The sequence below is a fragment of the Claveliimonas sp. genome (assembly GCF_037273965.1).
GTDB lineage: Bacteria > Bacillota > Clostridia > Lachnospirales > Lachnospiraceae > Claveliimonas > Claveliimonas bilis.
On record NZ_JAYAZJ010000073.1, the window covers coordinates 1 to 19316 of the forward strand.

Below are 19316 nucleotides of genomic sequence, written 5' to 3' on the forward strand. Positions count from 1 at the left end.
ATGTCATTGGCCTTGCCGGATTTAAGCCGCCGACAAAGGATCTCAATGTAACGGCGGCACTTGCCATCATGAGTATGCTGGTGATTGAGTATTCAGGCATACATAGAAATGGTATGAAGCATTGGGTCTGCCATTTTGCCAAACCCGTTCCCATTGTAGCACCGATCATGGTGATGGAAATCTTTATCCGCCCGTTGTCGCTTTGCATGCGGCTTTTCGGTAATATGCTGGGAGGATTTGTGGTTATGGAACTTGTAAAACAGGTCGTGCCACTTTTAGTACCAATTCCGTTGAGTTTTTATTTTGACATATTCGACGGACTTTTGCAGGCATATGTATTTGTATTTTTGACTGCATTATTTATGAATGAGGAAATGGAATAGAGAAAGAAAAGGAGAGTAAAAGACATGACAGGAACAATTATTGCAATCGGAGCTGCAATCGCAGTATTTACAGGTATTGGAGCAGGTGTTGGTATTGGAATTGCAACAGGAAAAGCAGCAGAGGCTATTGCAAGACAGCCGGAAGCAGAAAGCAAGATCAGCAAAACTCTGATCCTTGGATGTGCTCTTGCAGAAGCTACAGCTATTTATGGTTTCATTATCGGCCTTCTTGTTATTTTCTTCCTCCAGTAGGAATGGAAACCGGAAAGGGAAGACGGAATATATAGAAAGGCAGGTACTGGGAAGTGTTAAGTTTAGACTTTAACTTTGTCCTGGAAATGATAAACCTGGTAGTTCTCTTCCTTCTGCTTCGAAAATTTCTGATCAGACCGCTGACTGATATTATGGAAAAAAGAAAAGCCATGATCGAAGAAGGGCTTCAAAATGCCAGTGATCAAAAGGCACAGGCCCTTGAGATGAAAGAAAAGTATGAACAGGCTTTAAGCGGGGCGAAAGACCAGTCTCGCCAGATGATCGAGCAGGCCAGAGCGGATGCGAAAAAGGAATATGACCGCATTTTGGACGATGCGGGAGAAGAGGCGGAAAAGATCATAAAGACAGCCAGGGAAACCATTGATCTGGAAAGAGAACAGACATTAAGAGAAATGAAAACAGAGGTTGCAGGGCTTGCTGTAGATGCCGCAAGAAAGATACTTACAGAAAACTGCAGCGAAGAAAACAGCCAGGCAATGTATGATCAATTTCTGAAAGAAGCAGGTGACCCCAATGAAAACAGCGAAAAGTAGAGAAGCATACTGTTCCATGGCGTCTATACGTTATGCGAAGGTGCTGTTTGACCTGGAAGTTTCCGAAGAAGCAATCATGGCGGCAGAGCAGATTTTTGAAGAATCCCCGGAACTTGTACAGGTTCTTCAGAATCCGGTGGTGACACTGGAGAAGAAGCATAAGTTGATCGACAGGATTTTTGATCCGTCAATCCGCAATTTTCTTAAGGTAGTGACAGACCACGGAAAGGCCGGAGATATTTCAGAGATATTTGCAGCGTATCGTCAGAAGAAAAATGAGATGTCAGGTATTGTGACTGCGCATCTTGTATACGTGACAGCTCCGACGGACGAGCAGAAGAAAGAAATGGAAAAATTCATATGTGATAAGTTCCATGCCAGGAGTGTGGAGTGGAACATGGAGAAGCGCCCGGAACTGATTGGCGGGTTCCTTCTGCATGTGAATGGCAGGGAGTATGATTACAGCATACAGGGACGCCTGAAGAGATTAGAACAAAAATTGACCTGGAGGTGAAAAACTTGAGTACAATCGGCTCAACAGAAATTATCTCTATTATAAAAGAAGAGATAGAAAATTATGACGTGATAAGCAGAGATCAGGAAGTTGGATATGTTGTCTCTGTTGGAGATGGAATCGCCTCCGTTTATGGAATAGACCATGCCATGTACGGTGAAATTGTGACACTGGAAACAGGTCTGAAAGGTATGGTGCAGGATATCAAGCAGAATGAGATCAGTTGTATCTTGTTTGGAGATGATTCTGATATAAAGGAAGGAACTAAGGTAGCAAGAACCGGTAAAATGGCCGGTATTCCTGTAGGGGAAGCCTATATTGGAAGAATTGTGGACGCCCTTGGTTCTCCTATTGATGGGAAAGGAGAGATTGAGGCGGCAGATTATCGTCCGGTAGAGGAGGAAGCACCGGGGATCGTTGAACGTAAATCCGTAAGCGTTCCGCTGGAAACAGGAATCCTTTCTATTGATTCCATGTTTCCTATTGGCCGGGGACAGCGTGAGCTTATCATCGGTGACCGCCAGACGGGTAAAACGTCTATTGCGCTGGATACCATACTGAACCAGAAAGGGAAGGATGTTATCTGTATTTATGTTGCAATCGGTCAGAAAGCTTCTACTGTGGCTCAGCTTGTAAATACGCTGCGTTCTCACGGCGCTATGGATTATACGACTGTATTTTGCTCTACAGCAAGTGAATGCGCGCCTATGCAGTATATCGTACCTTACTCTGCCACAGCCCTGGCAGAATATTTTATGTATCAGGGAAAAGATGTACTGATCGTTTATGATGATCTGTCGAAACATGCGGTGGCTTACCGTGCGATTTCGCTCCTGTTGGGGAGATCCCCGGGGCGGGAGGCGTATCCGGGAGATGTCTTTTATCTGCATTCCAGACTTTTGGAGAGAAGCAGCCGCTTAAATGAAACAGCAGGAGGAGGTTCTATTACAGCCCTTCCGATCATTGAGACACAGGCGGGAGATGTATCAGCCTACATTCCTACCAATGTAATTTCCATCACGGACGGACAGATTTTCCTGGAAAGTGATCTGTTTAATGCAGGTATGAGACCGGCGGTCAATGTAGGACTTTCGGTTTCCCGTGTGGGCGGCGCGGCACAGACAAAAGCAATGAAGAAGGCTTCGGGAAGTGTGCGTATCGATCTGGCACAGGCAAGAGAGCTGGAATCTTTTACTCAGTTCAGTTCGGATCTTGACGACGCCACAAAAATGCAGCTTAAATACGGAAGCTGTCTGACAGAACTTCTGAAACAGCCGCTTGGAAATCCTTTAAGTCTGCATGCACAGGTAATTACGTTATGTGCAGCGACGCACAAGCTGCTTCTGGATATAGAGACAAAGAAGGTAAAAGAAGTGCAGCTGGAGATGCTGGACTACTTTGACAGGGAATATCCGGAGGTTTGCAGGGCCATCGAAGATAAGAAAGTATTAGATGACGAATTGCTCCAGAAGGTTCTGGATATTGTAAAGGAATTTAAAGAGAAAAGATAAGCAGGTGTGATTATGGCAAATGCAAGAGAATTAAAAGAGCGGATGGCCAGCATCCAGGAAACGAAGAAAATTACAAATGCCATGTACCTGATTTCATCCTCGAAAATGAAGCAGGCGAGAAAAAAGCTGACGGAAACGGAACCTTTCTTCTATGCCATGCAGGCGGAAATCGCAAGAATCCTGCGTCATGTGCCGGACATGCACAGCCATTTCTTTGACCGGAGAGAGAGGATTCCGGAAGAAGAAAGGACGATAGGGTGTATCGTCATTACGGCAGACAAGGGATTGGCGGGAGCCTACAACCACAATGTATTGAAAAAGGCGGAAGAGCTGCTGGCAAAACCAGGCAGACACAAAGTGTTTGTGCTGGGAGAAGTAGGCAGGCAGTATTTTTCCAAAAGGGAGGATGAGCTGGATTCCGAGTTTCGCTACACGGTGCAGGATCCAAATCTGTACCGCGCAAGAAAGATTGCGATGGGCATGATTGAATTATTTGAGGAAGGCAAGGTAGATGATATCTACATTATCTATACCCAGATGAAAAATGCACTGCAGGCAGAGACGGAGGAATTAAAGCTTCTTCCTCTGCAGAAAATAGATTTTTCTTCGGAAGAAATGATTGCGGAAGCGGGGGTATACCGGGAATCTGTTACTTTGTATCCTTCGGCTCACAGAGTCATGGACAGTATTGTGCCAAACTATCTGGTAGGAACGATATACGGATGTCTGGTGGAGTCCTACTGCAGCGAGCAAAATTCACGTATGCAGGCTATGCAGAATGCAACAGACAGTGCAACGGATATGCTGGCTGAATTAAATATAACCTATAACCGTGTAAGGCAGGCGGATATTACCCAGGAATTGACAGAGGTAATCGGCGGTGCCAATGCACAGAAAAGGAAGTGAGACAAGGCATTATGACAAAAGGAAGAATTGTACAGGTTATGGGACCTGTTGTAGATGTGGAATTTGATAGTATAGAAGATCTTCCCTTTATCAAGGATGCGCTGGAAGTAGATAACGGCGGCAGACGCTGTGTAATGGAAGTTGCACAGCATGTAGGAAACAATACAGCCCGCTGTATCATGCTTGCTTCCAGTGACGGACTTTGTAAAGGGATGGAAGTAACCGCAACCGGAGCAGGAATTAAGGTGCCGGTAGGAGAGCAGACGCTTGGACGCCTTTTTAATGTACTTGGCGAAACCATTGATGATAAGGAAAAGATCAGTGAAGATACAGAACATTGGGTGATCCACAGAAAAGCTCCCAGCTTTGAGGATCAAAGCCCGGCTGTAGAAGTCCTGGAAACGGGGATCAAGGTCATTGACCTTCTGACCCCATATGCAAAAGGTGGTAAGATTGGTCTTTTCGGAGGTGCGGGAGTCGGAAAAACTGTCCTTATCCAGGAGCTGATCCATAATATTGCTACAGAGCACGGCGGATATTCTATTTTCACCGGAGTCGGAGAGCGTTCCCGTGAAGGAAATGACCTCTGGACAGAAATGAGTGAATCAGGTGTTCTGAATAAGACGGCCCTGGTATTCGGGCAGATGAATGAGCCGCCTGGAGCTCGTATGCGTGTGGCGGAGACAGGTCTTACTATGGCAGAATACTTCCGGGATCAGGAACATCAGAATGTGCTGCTTTTTATCGACAATATTTTCCGTTTTGTTCAGGCCGGATCAGAAGTGTCCGCGCTTCTGGGACGTATGCCTTCCGCTGTAGGATATCAGCCCACCCTGGCAAACGAGATGGGTGCCCTGCAGGAGCGCATTACATCTACAAAGAACGGATCTGTTACTTCTGTGCAGGCAGTTTACGTTCCGGCGGACGATTTGACAGACCCGGCGCCGGCCACAACATTCTCCCATCTGGATGCTACAACCGTTCTATCCCGTAAGATCGTGGAGCAGGGTATTTATCCTGCTGTGGATCCTCTGGAATCCACTTCCCGTATTCTGGAGGCAGACGTAGTCGGAGAAGAGCATTACATGGTAGCACGCCGCGTACAGGAGATTCTTCAGAAATATAAAGAGCTGCAGGATATTATTGCGATTCTTGGTATGGAAGAACTGTCAGAGGAAGATAAAATGACAGTAAACCGTGCAAGAAAGATTCAAAGATTCCTGTCTCAGCCATTTTCAGTAGCAGAGACATTTACAGGAATCCCCGGAAAATATGTGCCTTTAAAAGAAACTATCCGCGGATTCAAGGCGATCATAAATGGTGAAATGGACGAATATCCTGAAAATGCGTTTTTCAACGTAGGAACGATAGATGAGGTTATAGAAAAGGCAAAGGCGGAAGCGAAGGAGTAAGCGCTTATGAAAACATTTCATCTAAGAGTTATATCCAGTGATAAAATTTTTTATGACGGGCAATGCGAAAATTTGATCCTTCCTATTGAGGACGGACAGTTCAGCGTACTGGCCCACCATGAAAATATGGTCGTGGCAGTAGAAATCGGTGAACTGCACCTGAAAACTCCGGAAGGGGAATGGATTACGGCAGCAGTGTCACAGGGATTTGCAGAAATCATCAACAACCGGGTTTCCGTCCTCGTCAATGCGGCAGAACGGCCCGAAGAAATAGATGTCAAAAGAGCAGAAGAGGCAAAACAAAGAGCAGAAGAACGACTGCGCCACAAACAAAGCCTTCAGGAATACTACTTGTCACAGGCATCCCTCGCAAGAGCCATGGCCCGCCTCAAAACATCAAAACATAAGCATTGGAATATCTGATGGCAACGAGCCATGCAAAAGTATGTGAAAAAGGATTCGCGTTGTGTTTACACAAAAGCGGGTCCTTTTTCGCGTACTTTTATAGGGCGAGAGCCCGAGATCGCCGCGGCGCGAAGCGATGAGGCGATCGGCATGGCGAGGAAAGAAAATCTAGTCAAAGGGCGAGAGCCCGGGACCGAGAGTATGGCGGAGCCATAGTCGAGGTGGCATGGCGAGTGGAGAAAATCTGGTTTAGGGCGAGAGCCCGGGACCGAGAGTATGGCAGAGCCATAGTCGAGGTGGCATGGCGAGTGGAGAGGTCTTACTTGTGGGCTTCCGGCATATCCGTTATAATAAGGAAAACGACGAGAGGCAAAGGAGGCAGCACATGAAAAAGTTAAAAACAAGATGGACCGATCAGGTTAAGGAAAGCCAAGGCCAGGTGCTGCAGGAATATCCCCGGCCTTCCATGAAACGGGAAAGCTATCTGAATCTCAATGGATTCTGGGACTATGCTATCATGGGGACGAAGCGTATTCCGGACCGATTTGACGGGAAAATACTGGTGCCATTTTCTCCGGAGGCGCCTCTTTCCGGGGTGGAAAGACAGCTTCGGCCAAGGCAGGTGCTGTGGTACAAAAGGATCCTGCCCCGGGAAGTGAGAAAAGAGAATGGGAAAAGATGGCTTCTGCATTTCGGCGCCGTGGATCAGTTTGCGGCTGTATATATAAATAAGATATTGGTAACGAAACACCTTGGCGGATATCTGCCCTTTACTGCAGATGTAACAGATGCCCTGAAAGAAGGAGAAAATGAGCTTTTAGTGGCAGTAAGAGATTTTACGGATCACTCCTATTACAGCCGGGGAAAGCAGAAACTTGCGAAAGGCGGAATGTTTTATACTGCACAGAGCGGAATCTGGCAGACCGTATGGATGGAGCAGGTTCCCGGCCGATATATTACAGAGATAAAGACTACACCTCTATTTGATGAAGAAATGATTGAAATAACAGTGTGTTCTAACAGGGGTGGAAGATTTACAGTGGAAATTTCTTCGGAGGAAATGCAGCCCGTAGAAGCTAAAGGGGAAGCAGGGGTCCCTTTACAGATTCCGATTCAAGAGATGCATCCCTGGAGTCCGGAAGATCCGTTTCTGTATCAGATGACAGTTACATTTGGAGAAGATACAGTGGACAGTTATTTTGCTATGCGCAAGATCTCGGCCAAAAAGGATGAGAAAGGTATTTTAAGGCCGTTTTTAAACAACCGTCCATATCTGCAGAAGGGAGTGCTGGATCAGGGATACTGGCCGGATGGACTCTATACTGCGCCGACCGATGAAGCGTTGGAATTTGATATTAAAGAGATGAAGCGACTGGGATTCAATATGCTTCGCAAGCACATTAAGATTGAGCCGGAACGCTGGTATTATCACTGTGACCGCCTGGGAATGCTGGTGTGGCAGGATATGGTCTGCGGAGGCCGTCCGTACAAGCGCTGGTATGTCACTTACATGGCAAATGCATTTGAAAAAATAAATCTGCGTGTGACGGATCGTACATATGGGCTCCTTGGGAGAAGAGAAGGGAAAAGCCGGGAAATTTTTGTAGAAGAAATGAAAGAGACTATCCGGCTTCTGCAGAATCATCCGTCTATCATTACATGGGTCCTTTTCAATGAAGGTTGGGGGCAGTTCGATGCGAAAGAGATTACGGCGGCTGCCAGGGAACAGGATGAAACACGTTTGGTGGATCAGGCCAGCGGCTGGTTTGATCAGGCCGGTGGAGATTTCCGGAGTATCCATAATTATTTCTTTGAGTTGAAACTTAGAGCAGACAAGAGGATTACTGCGCTGACAGAATTTGGCGGTTACTGCTGGAGGGTTCGGGAGCACAGCATGTACAGTAAAGTATATGGATACCGCATTTTCGGAAGTAAAAGAGAACTGACACGGGGATATTCACAATTGATGCGGAAACAGATTATTCCGAAACTGGCGGAGGGACTGTCTGTGACCATTTACACCCAGCTTTCTGATGTGGAGGAAGAAGTAAATGGAATTTATACCTATGACAGAGAAATGCTGAAAATAGAGGAAGAAGTTTTGAAGGAGTGGAATGAGCAGTATGATATATGATCTGAATGGTATTCCTGTGCAGATAGAGTATCGCAGGATTAAGAATATTAATCTGTATATCAGACCTCCGGCAGGGGAGGTGCTTGTGACTGCGCCGAAAGGAACACCTTCTGGACGGATTAAAAAATTTGTGGACTCAAAAGAGGAATGGATCAGGCTCCATCAGGAGAAGATGAGGGAGCAGGCAGGAAAAGGAGAGGCAGGGCAGCCCACAAAGGGGCAGATTGAGAAAATGAAAAAACAGGTACTGCAATATGCGAAAAAGTGGGAGCCGGTTATGGGAGTACACGCTTCCGGGTGGACCTTTAGATGGATGAAGACGAGATGGGGCAGCTGTACGCCGAGGACAGGAAAGATCAGACTGAATACAAAGCTGATTTTCTGTCCGGAAGAGTGTCTGGAATATGTGCTGGTGCATGAGCTGTGCCATTTGATCGAGCCAAGTCATAATCAGCGTTTCCAGAATTATATGACAAAATTTCTTCCGGACTGGAAGATAAGAAGAAAGAGGTTGAGGGAGTCAGGAGTATGATCTACACATGGCTTGCAGATATTTCAAAATTGACGGAAGAGAAGTGCTTTAAGAAATTTTATGAGCTTGTGCCGGAAGAGCGAAAAAGGAAAGCAGACAGGCTCCGGTTTCCGATGGACCGTGCCCAGAGTGTGGGAGCCTGGATTTTATGGGAGAAAATGAAATCTTATTACGGCTGGAGTGGAGAAGAAACTTTTAACTTGTCTCACTCTGGGAAGTATGTCCTTTGCAGTGCCTCTGACCGGGAGGGGGAAATGGTCGGATGCGATATTGAAACGGTCAAAGAAGCAAGGATGAAGGTGGCGGAAAGATTTTTTTGTCCGGGGGAGATGGCACATATTCAAAAACAGGATGGCGACAGGAACCGGGCGGATGCATTTTTCAGGTATTGGGTGCTGAAAGAAAGCTTTATGAAAGCGGTGCGCCTGGGAATGAAGCTTGATACAAGAAAATTTGAGATAGAATTTGACAAAGAAGATCATCCGGTACTTGTGAAAAAGCCGGAGGAATTTCCGGAAAGATTTTTTTATAAAGAATATCAGATGGACGGTGTAAACGCTAAAATGGCGGTGTGCAGTACATCGGATCAGTTTGCGGAAATACAAGTGACAGAGCTGGAAAGCGAAATCCCGGATTGACGGATATCTTATGTTTTGATAAAATATTTATGGGAAAAAGATAGGTTTATGAAGAAATAAAAAAGTTTACTAAAGAAAATTTGTAGACCTTCAGGGAGAGTATATTTCAATTGAATAAGGAGGAATATCATGTTAGATCTTACATTCGGAGAACAGGTCAAAATTATCTTAAGCCGAAAAGGCATGACGATCAAAGAACTCGCAGAGATAATTGAAGAGCGGACCGGGAAGAAGATGTCCCGGCAGAATCTGACTCAGCGTTTGGGAAGGGATAATTTCCAGGAGCAGGATATGCGCATGATTGCCGAAATTCTGGAATGCCCGTTCCATCTTAGTATTTTAGGGGAAGCCAAGGCAGAGGAAGAAAAGGAAAACAGGCAGGCTGCGCCGACGGAGGCGGAGCTTACTTTGCTTACCAAAAAGAAGAAAAGAAAGGAGAAGAAAATTCCGGCGGAAAGAGATATTACAATCGGAGAGCTGATGGATATTCATCATAGCCTGGATGAGTTGGAAACAGCTCCGGAAACAGAAGAACTGGAAGCAGACATTGCAGCGGCAGATGATTCGGAACCGGATGAGGTAATACCGGAAGAAGAACCCCAGGAGACGATCCGGGAAGAGGCAGAGGAGAAGGAAGAGGAGCCACAGGAAGAGCTGCAGAAAGAAGTGGTACAGGAAAGTGAAAAACCGGTTAAAAAGCAGAGAGGAAGCTGGAGAGATTTCTTCCAGAGAAGAGTAAGAAAAGAAGACGCAAAGACGGAACAGGAAGTCCAGGAAGAAAAAGAAGAAAATGCCATGGAAGTTTCCGATGAAATATCAGAAGCGTTGTCAGATGGAACGGAGGAAAAAGACCGGGAGAGTAAGGAGCAGAATAGTTCGGAAGAAGAAATAGAAAACAGACAGGCAGAAGGTGAGATGGATCTGCCGGGGGATCCGGAGGAAGAGGATTTGGAAAAAGGCGAGGTAAATCCTTATACCGGCCATGAATATGAGACAAATACTGTGCGTATGCATCCGAAACGAATTGGATATGTACAGGTCTATGACAGGAGCAACCACCAGTGGACAGATATGACAGAATGGGCTTTCCTGGGATATCAGGAGAGAAAGAAAGCGTTGCTTGGAAATGATTATGAGCCTCCGATTTATTTAGATTAACGGGAAGAGCAAAAGGTAGGATTTGCTTTTGGAGGAAACAGGAAAGGCGGTGCGGTATTCGGTGAAATGGGAACAGCTTTTGTCGCCGCAAAGAAGCAGAGAGAGCAGCAGAAAATATGGCAGATCAACAGATTTGCGAAGTGAATTTGAGAAGGATTACCACCGCATTATTGGCAGTGCTTCTTTTAGGAGGCTGCAGGATAAGACGCAGGTATTTCCTTTGGATAAAAGTGATTTTATCAGAACGAGACTGACGCATTCTCTGGAAGTGTCGTCTCTGGCGAAATCATTGGGACAAAACATCGGGGAAAATATTCTTGCATATAAAAAGAACCCGGAGTTTACCCCGCAGATGAAAGAGGATATCTGCAATATTCTTCAGTGTGCCGGATTGATCCATGACATTGGGAACCCGCCCTTTGGACATTTCGGAGAAACAGCTATACGGGAATGGTTTCGGAGGAATCTTTCAAAGCTTACTTTTCATGGGAAGCTGATAGAAGATGTGCTGACGGAACAGATGAAAGAGGACTTTTATCATTTTGAAGGGAATGCCCAGGCGCTTCGGCTGGTGACCAAGCTTCATTTCCTGGTTGATGAAAACGGGATGAATCTGACCTATGCTCTTTTGAATACGATCGTAAAATATCCAGTTCCCTCGGTGGGGATTCGGGAGGATTCGGAAGATATTAAAGAGAAGAAGATGGGCTACTACTATGCGGATGAAGATATGTTCCGCGAAATACAGCAGGCCACAGGGACAAATGGCTGCAGGCATCCCCTGACATTCATTTTGGAAGCGGCGGACGACATAGCCTACAAAACGGCAGACATCGAAGACGCGTTTATAAAAGGCTTCATTTCCTACTATTTTCTGCTACAGGAACTGGAGAAACTTGAAAATAATAATAAAAATGAAAAAGTTTCTTTTAATCCAGCACAGAAATTAGCCCAGTTATATGAAAGAGGATTGGAAAAGAAGGTAAGAAATCCGGAGGAATATGCGGTTAAGAACTGGATCGTAAGAGCGCAGGGATTCCTCATATCATGCGCGACCTTTGGATTTACATCCAACTATAAAGAAATTATGGAGGGTACCTATAAACATGACCTGTTTTATGGGACCTTTGCAGAAGAGCTGATGGAACTGCTGGGAAGAATGGCTTATCAGCAGGTTTTTACCTCCAGGCCCATTTACCGGATGGAGGTGGCAGAAGCGGTTATGATCGATTATCTGATGGACTGTTTTGTGAGTGCGATCATCAAATATGATGATCCGGGAGAAGAGCTGGATTCCATTGATGAGAGGATGGTTTCCTTCATATCCAGTAACTACAAAAATGCCTATCATTATCATGCAAAAGGAAAAACGGACGTGGAAAAACTCTATCTTAGGCTGCTGCTTGTTACAGATTATATCTGCGGCATGACAGACAGTTACGCAAAGCGGCTTTATCAGGAGCTGAAAGCGATTCTGTAAGGAAGAGGCATTTTCCGTGGGTGTGGCGAATAGATTGTGATAACCAAACAAAGAATGGAAGTGGAGGTTTGAAACGGTTTATTCGCTATTTGTATGAATACCAGAATGGACAGCGAATCCGAAATGTAGGATTTGTCAAGGTAGAACAGCAGGATGAAAATACGGTGGTACATATTCATGGAAAGGGGCTTCACCTTGCAGAAGATAAGACGTTGAAAGTCTATATTTTTTATTTAAAAGGAGGACAATGCATCGGGATCTGGCAGGGGGACATTGAACATGTAAATCCGGCAGTCAATTATCGACTTTTTTTTACTCCTGAAGATACGGGAAGGCGGGAAAATTATTCTCGTATTGAAGGCGTTATTCTGGAAAACGGAAGCAAAAGGCGGTTTGCAGCAGTATGGGATGATACTCCGGCAGCTGTGGAACAAATGCGGCCGTGGAAAGAAGATCCGGAACCGGATATTTTAGAGATGACACAGAGAAAGGCCGAAGAAGAACAGATCCGGACGCAGGAAGATGAAGTATGTGAGGAAGAGATGGATGGCAAGATGTCAGAGGATGATTGGATAGATACCGGCGAGGAAGAAGGAAAAGTAGAAGAGAGGGGATCAGAGGAGAGATCTCGGTCTTCGTCAGATGGGGTTCGGTATATCAAGATCCAGCGCCAGGATATTGCAGGGCTGAAACGATGCGAATGGCGGCTTGCCAATAATAGTTTCCTGCTACATGGGTATTACAATTATCATCATCTTCTCCTGATAGAAGAAGGAGAACAGTGTTTGCTGGGGGTTCCGGGCGTGTATCATGCCAGAGAGGCCCAGGCGGCAGAAGCATTTGGCTTTCCGCAGTTCCGGCGGATCGCAGATGATGAGATAGCCCTGGAGGCGGATGAGAAAAACGAAGAAGATGATTTTGGGTACTGGTGCCGCCAGGTGAAACGGTAGCAGTTTGGGACGTAACAAAGTTTAACTTTGTTACGTCCCAAACTGCACTAATCGGTGGGTAAAAATGAAGAAAGTGGTGGGTAAAAATGAAAGATACGGATGAAAAGTATATGAAGGAAGCGTTGAAGCAGGCGAAGAAGGCCTATGCGCTGGAGGAAACGCCGATCGGATGTGTGATCGTGCACGAGGGAAAAATTATCAGCAGGGGGTATAATAGAAGAAATACGGACAAGAACCCACTGGCTCATGCGGAGATTACGGCAATTCGAAAAGCCAGCAAAAAGCTGGGGGACTGGCGGTTGGAGGGGTGTACTTTGTATGTGACGCTGGAACCATGTCAGATGTGTGCGGGGGCAATCATCCAATCCCGCATGGATCGAGTAGTGATCGGATGTATGAATCCGAAAGCAGGCTGCGCAGGTTCTGTTTTAAATCTTCTTCAGGTGGACAGGTTTAACCACCAGGCGGATGTAACGCGAGGGGTGTTGGAAGAGAAGTGTTCGGAACTGATGAAATCGTTTTTCAGGGAACTGCGGGAGAAAAAAAAGAAGAAGGAAGGTGCCTGATAAATGGGACCTTCCTTCTTTATATATACACGATGTCGGATTTCTTTTTTTGTGCATTGCGCTTCGAACTGGGCCAACAGACGTTACCTTGGCAGTTTACTCAACCCAGGCACCCTCACGGCACCCGGAAGGTTCCGCTTAGTGCTGCTTCGTTCCCGACCTGACACGGTTCACGGATTTCCGTCGCGTAAGACCCGGATATCAACGTCACTTACCAAGGGCAGCCCTGCCAGCTTTCGCCCTCTGCGCAATATCACCCCTGCTATAGCGGATTGCAGGTTCAAGGTACCGCTACCACCCCGGCTGCACGGTTCACTATTTTACCTTGTTTTGGGAAAAATGTCAATGAACCTTGCACATATTTCATTGTAAATTCCTATGGAATATAGTAGAATAACAGGCATGATGAAGAAGAAAATTGTGTTAGCAGCTATAAATGCAAAATATATTCATTCCAACCTGGCGGTGTACAGCCTGAAAAGCTATGCACAGGCTTGTTTTGTGATGCCTGGCTCTAAAGAGAACAAAGAATCCAAAGAGTCTGCCGGCAGCGGATCGTGCACGGAAAGCGATGGACCTTATATAGAAATTGCAGAATATACCATCAATCAGCAGGAGGATGCGATTCTGGAGGATCTCTATAAAAGACAGCCGGATATGCTCTGCTTCTCCTGCTATATATGGAATATTTCCATGGTAGAAGATCTTATCAGGGAAACAGCCAAAATTCTTCCCGATACCGAAATCTGGCTGGGAGGACCGGAAGTGTCTTTCGATGCGCCTGCCATGCTGGAACAATTTCCTGAAGTGAAAGGAATCATGAAGGGTGAGGGGGAAGAAACCTTTGCAGCTCTTGTGTCCGGGGAGAATAAAAGCTGCTTAAAGGGAATTGTCTGGAGAAATGAAAAGGGAGAGATTGAGGACCATCCCTGGAGAGAGGTCATGGATCTGGACAGAGTTCCGTTTGTCTATGGGGATATGAAAGAATTTGAGCATAAGATCATATATTATGAAAGCAGCCGGGGATGTCCGTTCTCTTGCAGTTACTGTCTGTCTTCCGTAGATAAAAAGCTTCGCTTCCGAAGTCTGGAGCTGGTGAAACAGGAACTGCAGTTTTTCCTGGAACACAAGGTCCCCCAAGTGAAGTTTGTGGACCGGACATTTAACTGCAGTCACCGTCATGCGATGGAGATTTGGAAGTATATCCGGGAGCATGATAATGGTGTTACCAATTTTCATTTTGAAATATCTGCAGATCTTCTGACAGAGGAAGAGATTGAATTGATGGGGGCCATGAGGCCGGGACTGATTCAGCTGGAGATTGGCGTGCAGTCTACGAATCCCGACACTATCAGAGAAATTCATCGGACGATGCAGTTTGATAAGATTGCTGAAAAGGTGAAGAAAATTCAAAAAAATCACAACATTCATCAGCACCTGGATCTGATAGCGGGATTGCCTGGTGAAGATCTGGCAAGTTTTTCGACTTCGTTTGATGATGTTTATCGCCTGCATCCCGATCAGCTTCAACTCGGTTTTTTGAAAGTGCTGAAGGGTTCCTTTATGGAAACGCGGAAAAAGGACTACCGCCTTGTCTGCAAAAGCAGTCCTCCTTATGAGGTCCTTAGTACAAAGTGGCTTTCTTATGCTGATATACTTATTTTAAAAGGCGTGGAAGAGATGGTGGAGGTTTATTACAACAGCGGACAGTTTACACTTTCTGTAGAATGTCTGGAGAAAAATGTAAAATCTCCCTTTGATCTGTATAGAAACCTGGCGGAATTTTACGAAAGAAAAAGACTCAATTCCCTTCAGCATTCCCGGCCGGCAAGATATCAGATCTTTTTGTCTTATATTGAAGAAACTTTTCCGGAAGAGAAAGAGAAGTTCAGGGAATGCCTGGTTTTTGATTATTATCTGCGGGAGAATGCCAAGAGCCGTCCTGAGTTTGCCGGGGAATACCTGGTAGAAAAGGAAGCAGCGCGCCTTTTCTATGAGAGGGAGGAAAAGGAACACATATACCTTCCTCATTACATGGAATATGACAGAAATCAGATGAGGAGAATGACGCATCTGGAATATTTTCCATTGAAAGGCAGGTACATTTTGTTCGATTACAGCAGGAGAGATCCATTGACAAAAGATGCGCTGTGGCTGGAGGTGAAAGTGCCGGAGCGGATTGGAAACGGGAGTGACCGGCAGGTTGCAAAAAGCGAATAAAGAGTTTAAAATGTAGGCAGCAGAGTTGAAGAAGAGAGGAATATCAGAAAATGAATTTTAATAATAAGAAAACGAGAAGGGTCATCGCTATCGTTATTATGATTGTGATTGTTGCTATGGTAGCAACATCAGTGATTCCTTCGATTATGGTGTAGACCGGATTTAACATGAGAAGAAATAAGATGGAGTGAGAATAAAGAGGTGAAATCATGACGTCAGAAAGAAGGCGCCGTAAAGTCACAAGAAGAATGAGCCTGAAAAGGAAAAGGAGGATGACAGTTCTGTTTTTTGCAGCAGTTTTTCTGATCCTTCTTGTTTTTGCAGGCTCTTATCTTGCGCTTAGAAAATATGTAAATACAGTAGAAGGAGATATTATCGCGGACAATATCAGCATCGGGACAGTAGATGTGTCGGGGTTGACAAGGAACCAGGCGAAGGAACTGCTTGAGGAGCATCTGGCAGAAGACCGGGCTGTAACCGTTTCACTGAAAACGGAAAATGGAAGTGCCGATGCTACATTGGAAGAGTTGGGACTTTCTTCTGATGATCTGGACAGCCTTACAAAAGAGGCGGTAGATTACGGGAAAAAGGGAAGTGTCTGGACCAGATACCGCCGTATGAAGAGGTTGGAAGCGGATGGTCTTGTGATCCGGGAAAAGTTCACTTTGGATAAAGAGTTGACAGAGGCCGTTTTAAATGAGCGGGCAGTTCCTCTGATAAAGGGAGCCCAGGATGCGGCAATAGAGAAAACTGCCACAGGCTTTAAGATCACCCCTGAACAGGAAGGAAAAGCGGTGGACATAGAAGCAACGATTGAAGTCATTACAGAGCAGCTGAATCAGGAATGGAATCATGAAGATTTTTCTGTGGAGGTTTCTACCAAGAAAGAAGAGCCGGAAATTACTGAGGAGGATCTCTCGGAAATTCAGGATGAACTGGGAAGTTTCTGGACAGATGCCGGAGGAGGAGAACGATGGAATAATTTGAAGACCGGGACGGAAAGGCTGAACGGTAAGATCCTCATGCCGGGAGAAACGTTGTCTGTAGGGCAGGTTACCGGACCATATACTGCTGAAAACGGATATGTGGAAGCCGGCGCCTATGAGAACGGACAGGTCGTCTCGGATTACGGCGGAGGCATATGCCAGGTATCTACAACTCTTTACAATGCAGTGATCTATGCGGAGCTTGAGATAGTGGAGCGTGCGCCTCATTCCATGACAGTGGCCTATGTAAAACCGTCCAGAGATGCGGCAATCGCAGGAGACTATCTGGATTTTAAATTCAAAAATTCCTATGATACGCCGATCTATATATACGGAGAAATTAACAGCAGCAACCAGCTTCAGTTTATTATATACGGCAAAGATACAAGGCCGGAAGGCAGGAAAGTGGAATACGAAAGCGAGACAGTCAGCACGACAGAGCATGGAACAACATATAAAGAAAATCCGGAGGCGGCCTTTGGAACAATGACAAGTACCGGCAGTCCTCACGATGGCGTTGAGGCAAGGCTCTGGAAGATTGTCTATGAGGATGGCGAGGAGGTAAGCCGGGAAGTCTTTAATACAAGCAGTTATTCGGCTTCAGATGAAATTATTGAAGTGGGAACGGCCGGAGGCAGTGAAGAGGCAGTAGCAGCACTGCAGTCAGCTATCGCTTCCCAGGATGCGGCTAAGATCTCGGAAGCAGTCAGCAAAGGCGGCGGTCAGGCAACGGAGAATCAGGAAGATGCTGCAGCGCAGCAGACTGACGAACAGGCCCGGGAGCAGTCGTAAAATAAGACCGGAGAATGGAGTATGAGAAACAAATCCATGGATAAAGAGAATAAATATGAAGCAGTGGCAGAAACGTCTGTTTTGTACGGAAACAACCGCGCTTTGGCAGCCCTGGCATTTTATCATGGAATGTATGCGATGGCGGCCGCTGAAGCGGAAGGCCTTAAAGTAAAAGCCAGGATTCAGGCGCCCGCCGGGACGGAAAAATCTTATGTGTCCTGGCTGAAGCAGGATTTAAGAGAGAAAAGCAAAAAAGAGGGGATCCGAAAGGCGGAAATAGAAACGGCGGTGAATGGAGCTCTTCTTGTTCCTGAAGTGACCGTCACCATCAGCGGAGTGACAGAAAAAAAGAGAAAAGGGTCAAAAGAAGCGGAAGAAAAAGCGGTTGTCATGACAAAATGGGCCGGCATGGAAGGAATGCTTAGAATCGTATCGGAAAAACAGGAAGAGCTGTCCGGCCATTTTGCGCCTGCATTTTTAAGAGAAATACAGAAATATCAAATCTGTCCGGAAGATCTTCGGGAAATCGATGCAGTGAGGGAGAGCGGAGCAGATATTGTGCTGCATGTGGGCCATGGAGGGATACTTGCCGCGCTGTGGCGCCTGGCAGAGCAAACCGGTGGCGGAATGAGGATCGATATGAAGAAGATCCCCGTTTTACAGGAAACCATAGAGGTATGTGAGTATTTCCGGCTGAATCCTTATCAGCTTACGTCAGCCGGCTGTTTCCTCTTTACCGTATCAGATGGAGAGAAGGCGGTGCAGATGCTGGAGAAAAGAGGCATTGCAGCACGGATGATCGGGAGAATAACTGCCGGCAGAGACAAGGTGATCCAAAATGGAGAGGAGATCCGTTATCTGGACCGGCCTGCTCCGGATGAGATCTTCAAATTATATCAGTGACGAAAAGGAGAAAAACAGATGTTGAATATTGTGTTGCATGAGCCGGAGATTCCGGCCAACACAGGGAATATCGGAAGGACCTGTGTGGCTGCCGGAGCCAGGCTTCATCTGATCGAACCTCTTGGCTTCCGTCTGGATGAAAAAAGCCTGAAGAGGGCCGGCATGGACTATTGGAAAGACCTGGATGTAACAACGTACATCGACTATGAAGATTTTCTGGAGAAAAATCCGGGAGCAAAAATCTACATGGCAACGACAAAAGCTGAAAAAATATATACAGAAGTAAATTATGAACCGGACTGTTATATCATGTTCGGAAAGGAAAGTGCAGGAATACCAGAGGAGATTTTGGTAAAACATAAAGAAGAAAGTATCCGGATCCCGATGGTAGGAGACATTCGCTCGCTGAATCTGGGAAATTCTGTTGCGATTGTACTGTATGAAGCGCTTAGACAAAATAATTTTGCAGGAATGTGCAAAGAAGGGCATTTACACCGTTTGGAATGGGAGTAAAAGCCCTTTTTTTATGCCATTATAGAGGCCTGAAATCACCTGTGCGACAAGACTGATTAAATGGGAAATTGTTTGAATTGAGTGATTATTGCAGGAGATGATTTAAAAAGTTGAGACTTTAAACTGGACTTTTCTACTGATTCATAGTAAAATCTTAACTACAAGAGAGGTGGTGAACACATGGTAGAGGAAACCATTAAGTCCATAAAGGAGACAGAAAAGCAAGCAGAAGAGCTTGTAAAACAGGCAGAAGAAAAATGCCGGGGTATCCTTGATCATGCATCGGTGGAAGCGAAGGAGATGAAGGATAAGACGCTCGAAGATGCAAAATCCAAAGCTGAGGCGGAGATGGACGCTGCCCGGGCCGAGGGAGATGAGACAGCGAAAAAAGCGCTCGAAGAGGTAAATGTGCAGGTCGCTGCTCTCAAAGAAGAAGCGGGGAAAAAGATGGATGAAGCTGTTCAGACCGTCATTGATAACCTCGTCTGATGTGGGAAGGACCATCAC

The 19316-nt window shown here is 45.9% G+C and carries 20 protein-coding genes and 1 other RNA gene; 20 read left to right on the plus strand and 1 reads right to left on the minus strand.

What is annotated here, in order from left to right; genetic code table 11:
• The 15 genes from WJ238_RS06030 to tadA all read left to right on the plus strand — a co-directional run.
• Positions 1 to 383: F0F1 ATP synthase subunit A (locus tag WJ238_RS06030; RefSeq protein WP_337606431.1), on the plus strand; the 383-nt coding region annotated here is incomplete at its 5' end.
• 24 nt (positions 384 to 407) lie between these two features.
• Positions 408 to 635, plus strand: a complete 228-nt coding sequence (gene atpE / locus WJ238_RS06035) for an ATP synthase F0 subunit C (RefSeq protein ID WP_230107347.1) — start codon at positions 408 to 410, stop codon at positions 633 to 635.
• Between the two features lie 53 nt (positions 636 to 688).
• On the plus strand, positions 689 to 1189 hold the full coding sequence (gene atpF / locus WJ238_RS06040) for a F0F1 ATP synthase subunit B (RefSeq protein WP_230107346.1): 501 nt from the start codon (positions 689 to 691) through the stop codon (positions 1187 to 1189).
• Entirely contained in the window at positions 1170 to 1703 is a 534-nt protein-coding gene (gene atpH, locus WJ238_RS06045; protein WP_337606432.1) for an ATP synthase F1 subunit delta, read from the plus strand. The genes atpF and atpH overlap by 20 nt, the downstream gene beginning before the upstream one ends.
• A 5-nt stretch (positions 1704 to 1708) precedes the next feature.
• Positions 1709 to 3214 carry a F0F1 ATP synthase subunit alpha gene (gene atpA, locus WJ238_RS06050; protein WP_337606433.1) on the plus strand — a complete coding sequence of 502 codons (1506 nt, stop codon included), beginning with the start codon at positions 1709 to 1711 and terminating at the stop codon, positions 3212 to 3214.
• Positions 3215 to 3226: 12 nt separating this feature from the next.
• Positions 3227 to 4120 carry an ATP synthase F1 subunit gamma gene (gene atpG, locus WJ238_RS06055; RefSeq protein ID WP_230107343.1) on the plus strand — a complete coding sequence of 298 codons (894 nt, stop codon included), beginning with the start codon at positions 3227 to 3229 and terminating at the stop codon, positions 4118 to 4120.
• A gap of 11 nt (positions 4121 to 4131) precedes the next feature.
• The gene (gene atpD, locus WJ238_RS06060; RefSeq protein ID WP_316267945.1) at positions 4132 to 5532 is read left to right on the plus strand and encodes a F0F1 ATP synthase subunit beta; all 1401 of its coding nucleotides are present in this window, start codon (positions 4132 to 4134) and stop codon (positions 5530 to 5532) included.
• A 6-nt stretch (positions 5533 to 5538) separates the two neighbouring features.
• A complete protein-coding gene (atpC, locus tag WJ238_RS06065; protein ID WP_230107341.1) occupies positions 5539 to 5955 on the plus strand; it encodes an ATP synthase F1 subunit epsilon in 417 nt (138 codons plus the stop codon).
• 367 nt (positions 5956 to 6322) lie between these two features.
• Entirely contained in the window at positions 6323 to 8071 is a 1749-nt protein-coding gene (locus tag WJ238_RS06070; RefSeq protein WP_230107340.1) for a glycoside hydrolase family 2 protein, read from the plus strand.
• On the plus strand, positions 8052 to 8603 hold the full coding sequence (locus WJ238_RS06075) for a M48 family metallopeptidase (protein WP_337606435.1): 552 nt from the start codon (positions 8052 to 8054) through the stop codon (positions 8601 to 8603). Before WJ238_RS06070 ends, WJ238_RS06075 begins: the two co-directional genes overlap by 20 nt.
• Positions 8600 to 9241, plus strand: coding sequence for a 4'-phosphopantetheinyl transferase family protein (locus tag WJ238_RS06080; protein WP_316267947.1), 642 nt, complete (start codon positions 8600 to 8602; stop codon positions 9239 to 9241). Before WJ238_RS06075 ends, WJ238_RS06080 begins: the two co-directional genes overlap by 4 nt.
• A 129-nt stretch (positions 9242 to 9370) precedes the next feature.
• Positions 9371 to 10399 (plus strand): hypothetical protein, encoded by a 1029-nt coding sequence (locus tag WJ238_RS06085; RefSeq protein WP_337606436.1) that lies wholly within the window; start codon positions 9371 to 9373, stop codon positions 10397 to 10399.
• 61 nt (positions 10400 to 10460) lie between these two features.
• Entirely contained in the window at positions 10461 to 11879 is a 1419-nt protein-coding gene (locus WJ238_RS06090) for a deoxyguanosinetriphosphate triphosphohydrolase (protein WP_337606476.1), read from the plus strand.
• A 68-nt stretch (positions 11880 to 11947) separates the two neighbouring features.
• Positions 11948 to 12829 carry a hypothetical protein gene (locus tag WJ238_RS06095; RefSeq protein WP_337606437.1) on the plus strand — a complete coding sequence of 294 codons (882 nt, stop codon included), beginning with the start codon at positions 11948 to 11950 and terminating at the stop codon, positions 12827 to 12829.
• An 86-nt stretch (positions 12830 to 12915) separates the two neighbouring features.
• Positions 12916 to 13395, plus strand: a complete 480-nt coding sequence (tadA, locus tag WJ238_RS06100; protein ID WP_230107335.1) for a tRNA adenosine(34) deaminase TadA — start codon at positions 12916 to 12918, stop codon at positions 13393 to 13395.
• A 49-nt stretch (positions 13396 to 13444) separates the two neighbouring features.
• Here tadA and ffs read toward each other — a convergent pair.
• Positions 13445 to 13706: signal recognition particle sRNA large type (gene ffs / locus WJ238_RS06105), an RNA gene on the minus strand.
• Between the two features lie 91 nt (positions 13707 to 13797).
• Here ffs and WJ238_RS06110 point away from each other — a divergent pair.
• The 5 genes from WJ238_RS06110 to WJ238_RS06130 all read left to right on the plus strand — a co-directional run bounded on the left by WJ238_RS06110 (position 13798) and on the right by WJ238_RS06130 (position 19298).
• Positions 13798 to 15615: a B12-binding domain-containing radical SAM protein gene (locus tag WJ238_RS06110; RefSeq protein ID WP_337606438.1), complete on the plus strand. Its 1818-nt coding sequence runs from the start codon at positions 13798 to 13800 to the stop codon at positions 15613 to 15615.
• 209 nt (positions 15616 to 15824) lie between these two features.
• Positions 15825 to 17393, plus strand: coding sequence for a VanW family protein (locus WJ238_RS06115; protein ID WP_230107333.1), 1569 nt, complete (start codon positions 15825 to 15827; stop codon positions 17391 to 17393).
• A 21-nt stretch (positions 17394 to 17414) separates the two neighbouring features.
• A complete protein-coding gene (locus WJ238_RS06120; protein WP_316267952.1) occupies positions 17415 to 18296 on the plus strand; it encodes an AIR synthase-related protein in 882 nt (293 codons plus the stop codon).
• A gap of 18 nt (positions 18297 to 18314) precedes the next feature.
• Positions 18315 to 18809 (plus strand): tRNA (cytidine(34)-2'-O)-methyltransferase, encoded by a 495-nt coding sequence (locus WJ238_RS06125; protein ID WP_230107331.1) that lies wholly within the window; start codon positions 18315 to 18317, stop codon positions 18807 to 18809.
• Positions 18810 to 18989: 180 nt separating this feature from the next.
• A complete protein-coding gene (locus tag WJ238_RS06130; protein WP_316267954.1) occupies positions 18990 to 19298 on the plus strand; it encodes a hypothetical protein in 309 nt (102 codons plus the stop codon).
• The last annotated feature ends 18 nt before the right edge of the window (positions 19299 to 19316 follow it).

Excerpts from the sequence above, each read along its gene's own strand:
- atpE (WP_230107347.1), top strand. The coding sequence starts at position 408 with ATGACAGGAACAATTATTGCAATCGGAGCTGCAATCGCAGTATTTACA.
- atpH (WP_337606432.1), top strand. The coding sequence starts at position 1,170 with ATGAAAACAGCGAAAAGTAGAGAAGCATACTGTTCCATGGCGTCTATA.
- atpG (WP_230107343.1), top strand. The coding sequence starts at position 3,227 with ATGGCAAATGCAAGAGAATTAAAAGAGCGGATGGCCAGCATCCAGGAA.
- atpD (WP_316267945.1), top strand. The coding sequence starts at position 4,132 with ATGACAAAAGGAAGAATTGTACAGGTTATGGGACCTGTTGTAGATGTG.
- atpC (WP_230107341.1), top strand. The coding sequence starts at position 5,539 with ATGAAAACATTTCATCTAAGAGTTATATCCAGTGATAAAATTTTTTAT.
- WJ238_RS06070 (WP_230107340.1), top strand. The coding sequence starts at position 6,323 with ATGAAAAAGTTAAAAACAAGATGGACCGATCAGGTTAAGGAAAGCCAA.
- WJ238_RS06075 (WP_337606435.1), top strand. The coding sequence starts at position 8,052 with ATGAGCAGTATGATATATGATCTGAATGGTATTCCTGTGCAGATAGAG.
- WJ238_RS06080 (WP_316267947.1), top strand. The coding sequence starts at position 8,600 with ATGATCTACACATGGCTTGCAGATATTTCAAAATTGACGGAAGAGAAG.
- WJ238_RS06085 (WP_337606436.1), top strand. The coding sequence starts at position 9,371 with ATGTTAGATCTTACATTCGGAGAACAGGTCAAAATTATCTTAAGCCGA.
- tadA (WP_230107335.1), top strand. The coding sequence starts at position 12,916 with ATGAAAGATACGGATGAAAAGTATATGAAGGAAGCGTTGAAGCAGGCG.
- WJ238_RS06110 (WP_337606438.1), top strand. The coding sequence starts at position 13,798 with ATGATGAAGAAGAAAATTGTGTTAGCAGCTATAAATGCAAAATATATT.
- WJ238_RS06115 (WP_230107333.1), top strand. The coding sequence starts at position 15,825 with ATGACGTCAGAAAGAAGGCGCCGTAAAGTCACAAGAAGAATGAGCCTG.
- WJ238_RS06120 (WP_316267952.1), top strand. The coding sequence starts at position 17,415 with ATGAGAAACAAATCCATGGATAAAGAGAATAAATATGAAGCAGTGGCA.
- WJ238_RS06125 (WP_230107331.1), top strand. The coding sequence starts at position 18,315 with ATGTTGAATATTGTGTTGCATGAGCCGGAGATTCCGGCCAACACAGGG.
- WJ238_RS06130 (WP_316267954.1), top strand. The coding sequence starts at position 18,990 with ATGGTAGAGGAAACCATTAAGTCCATAAAGGAGACAGAAAAGCAAGCA.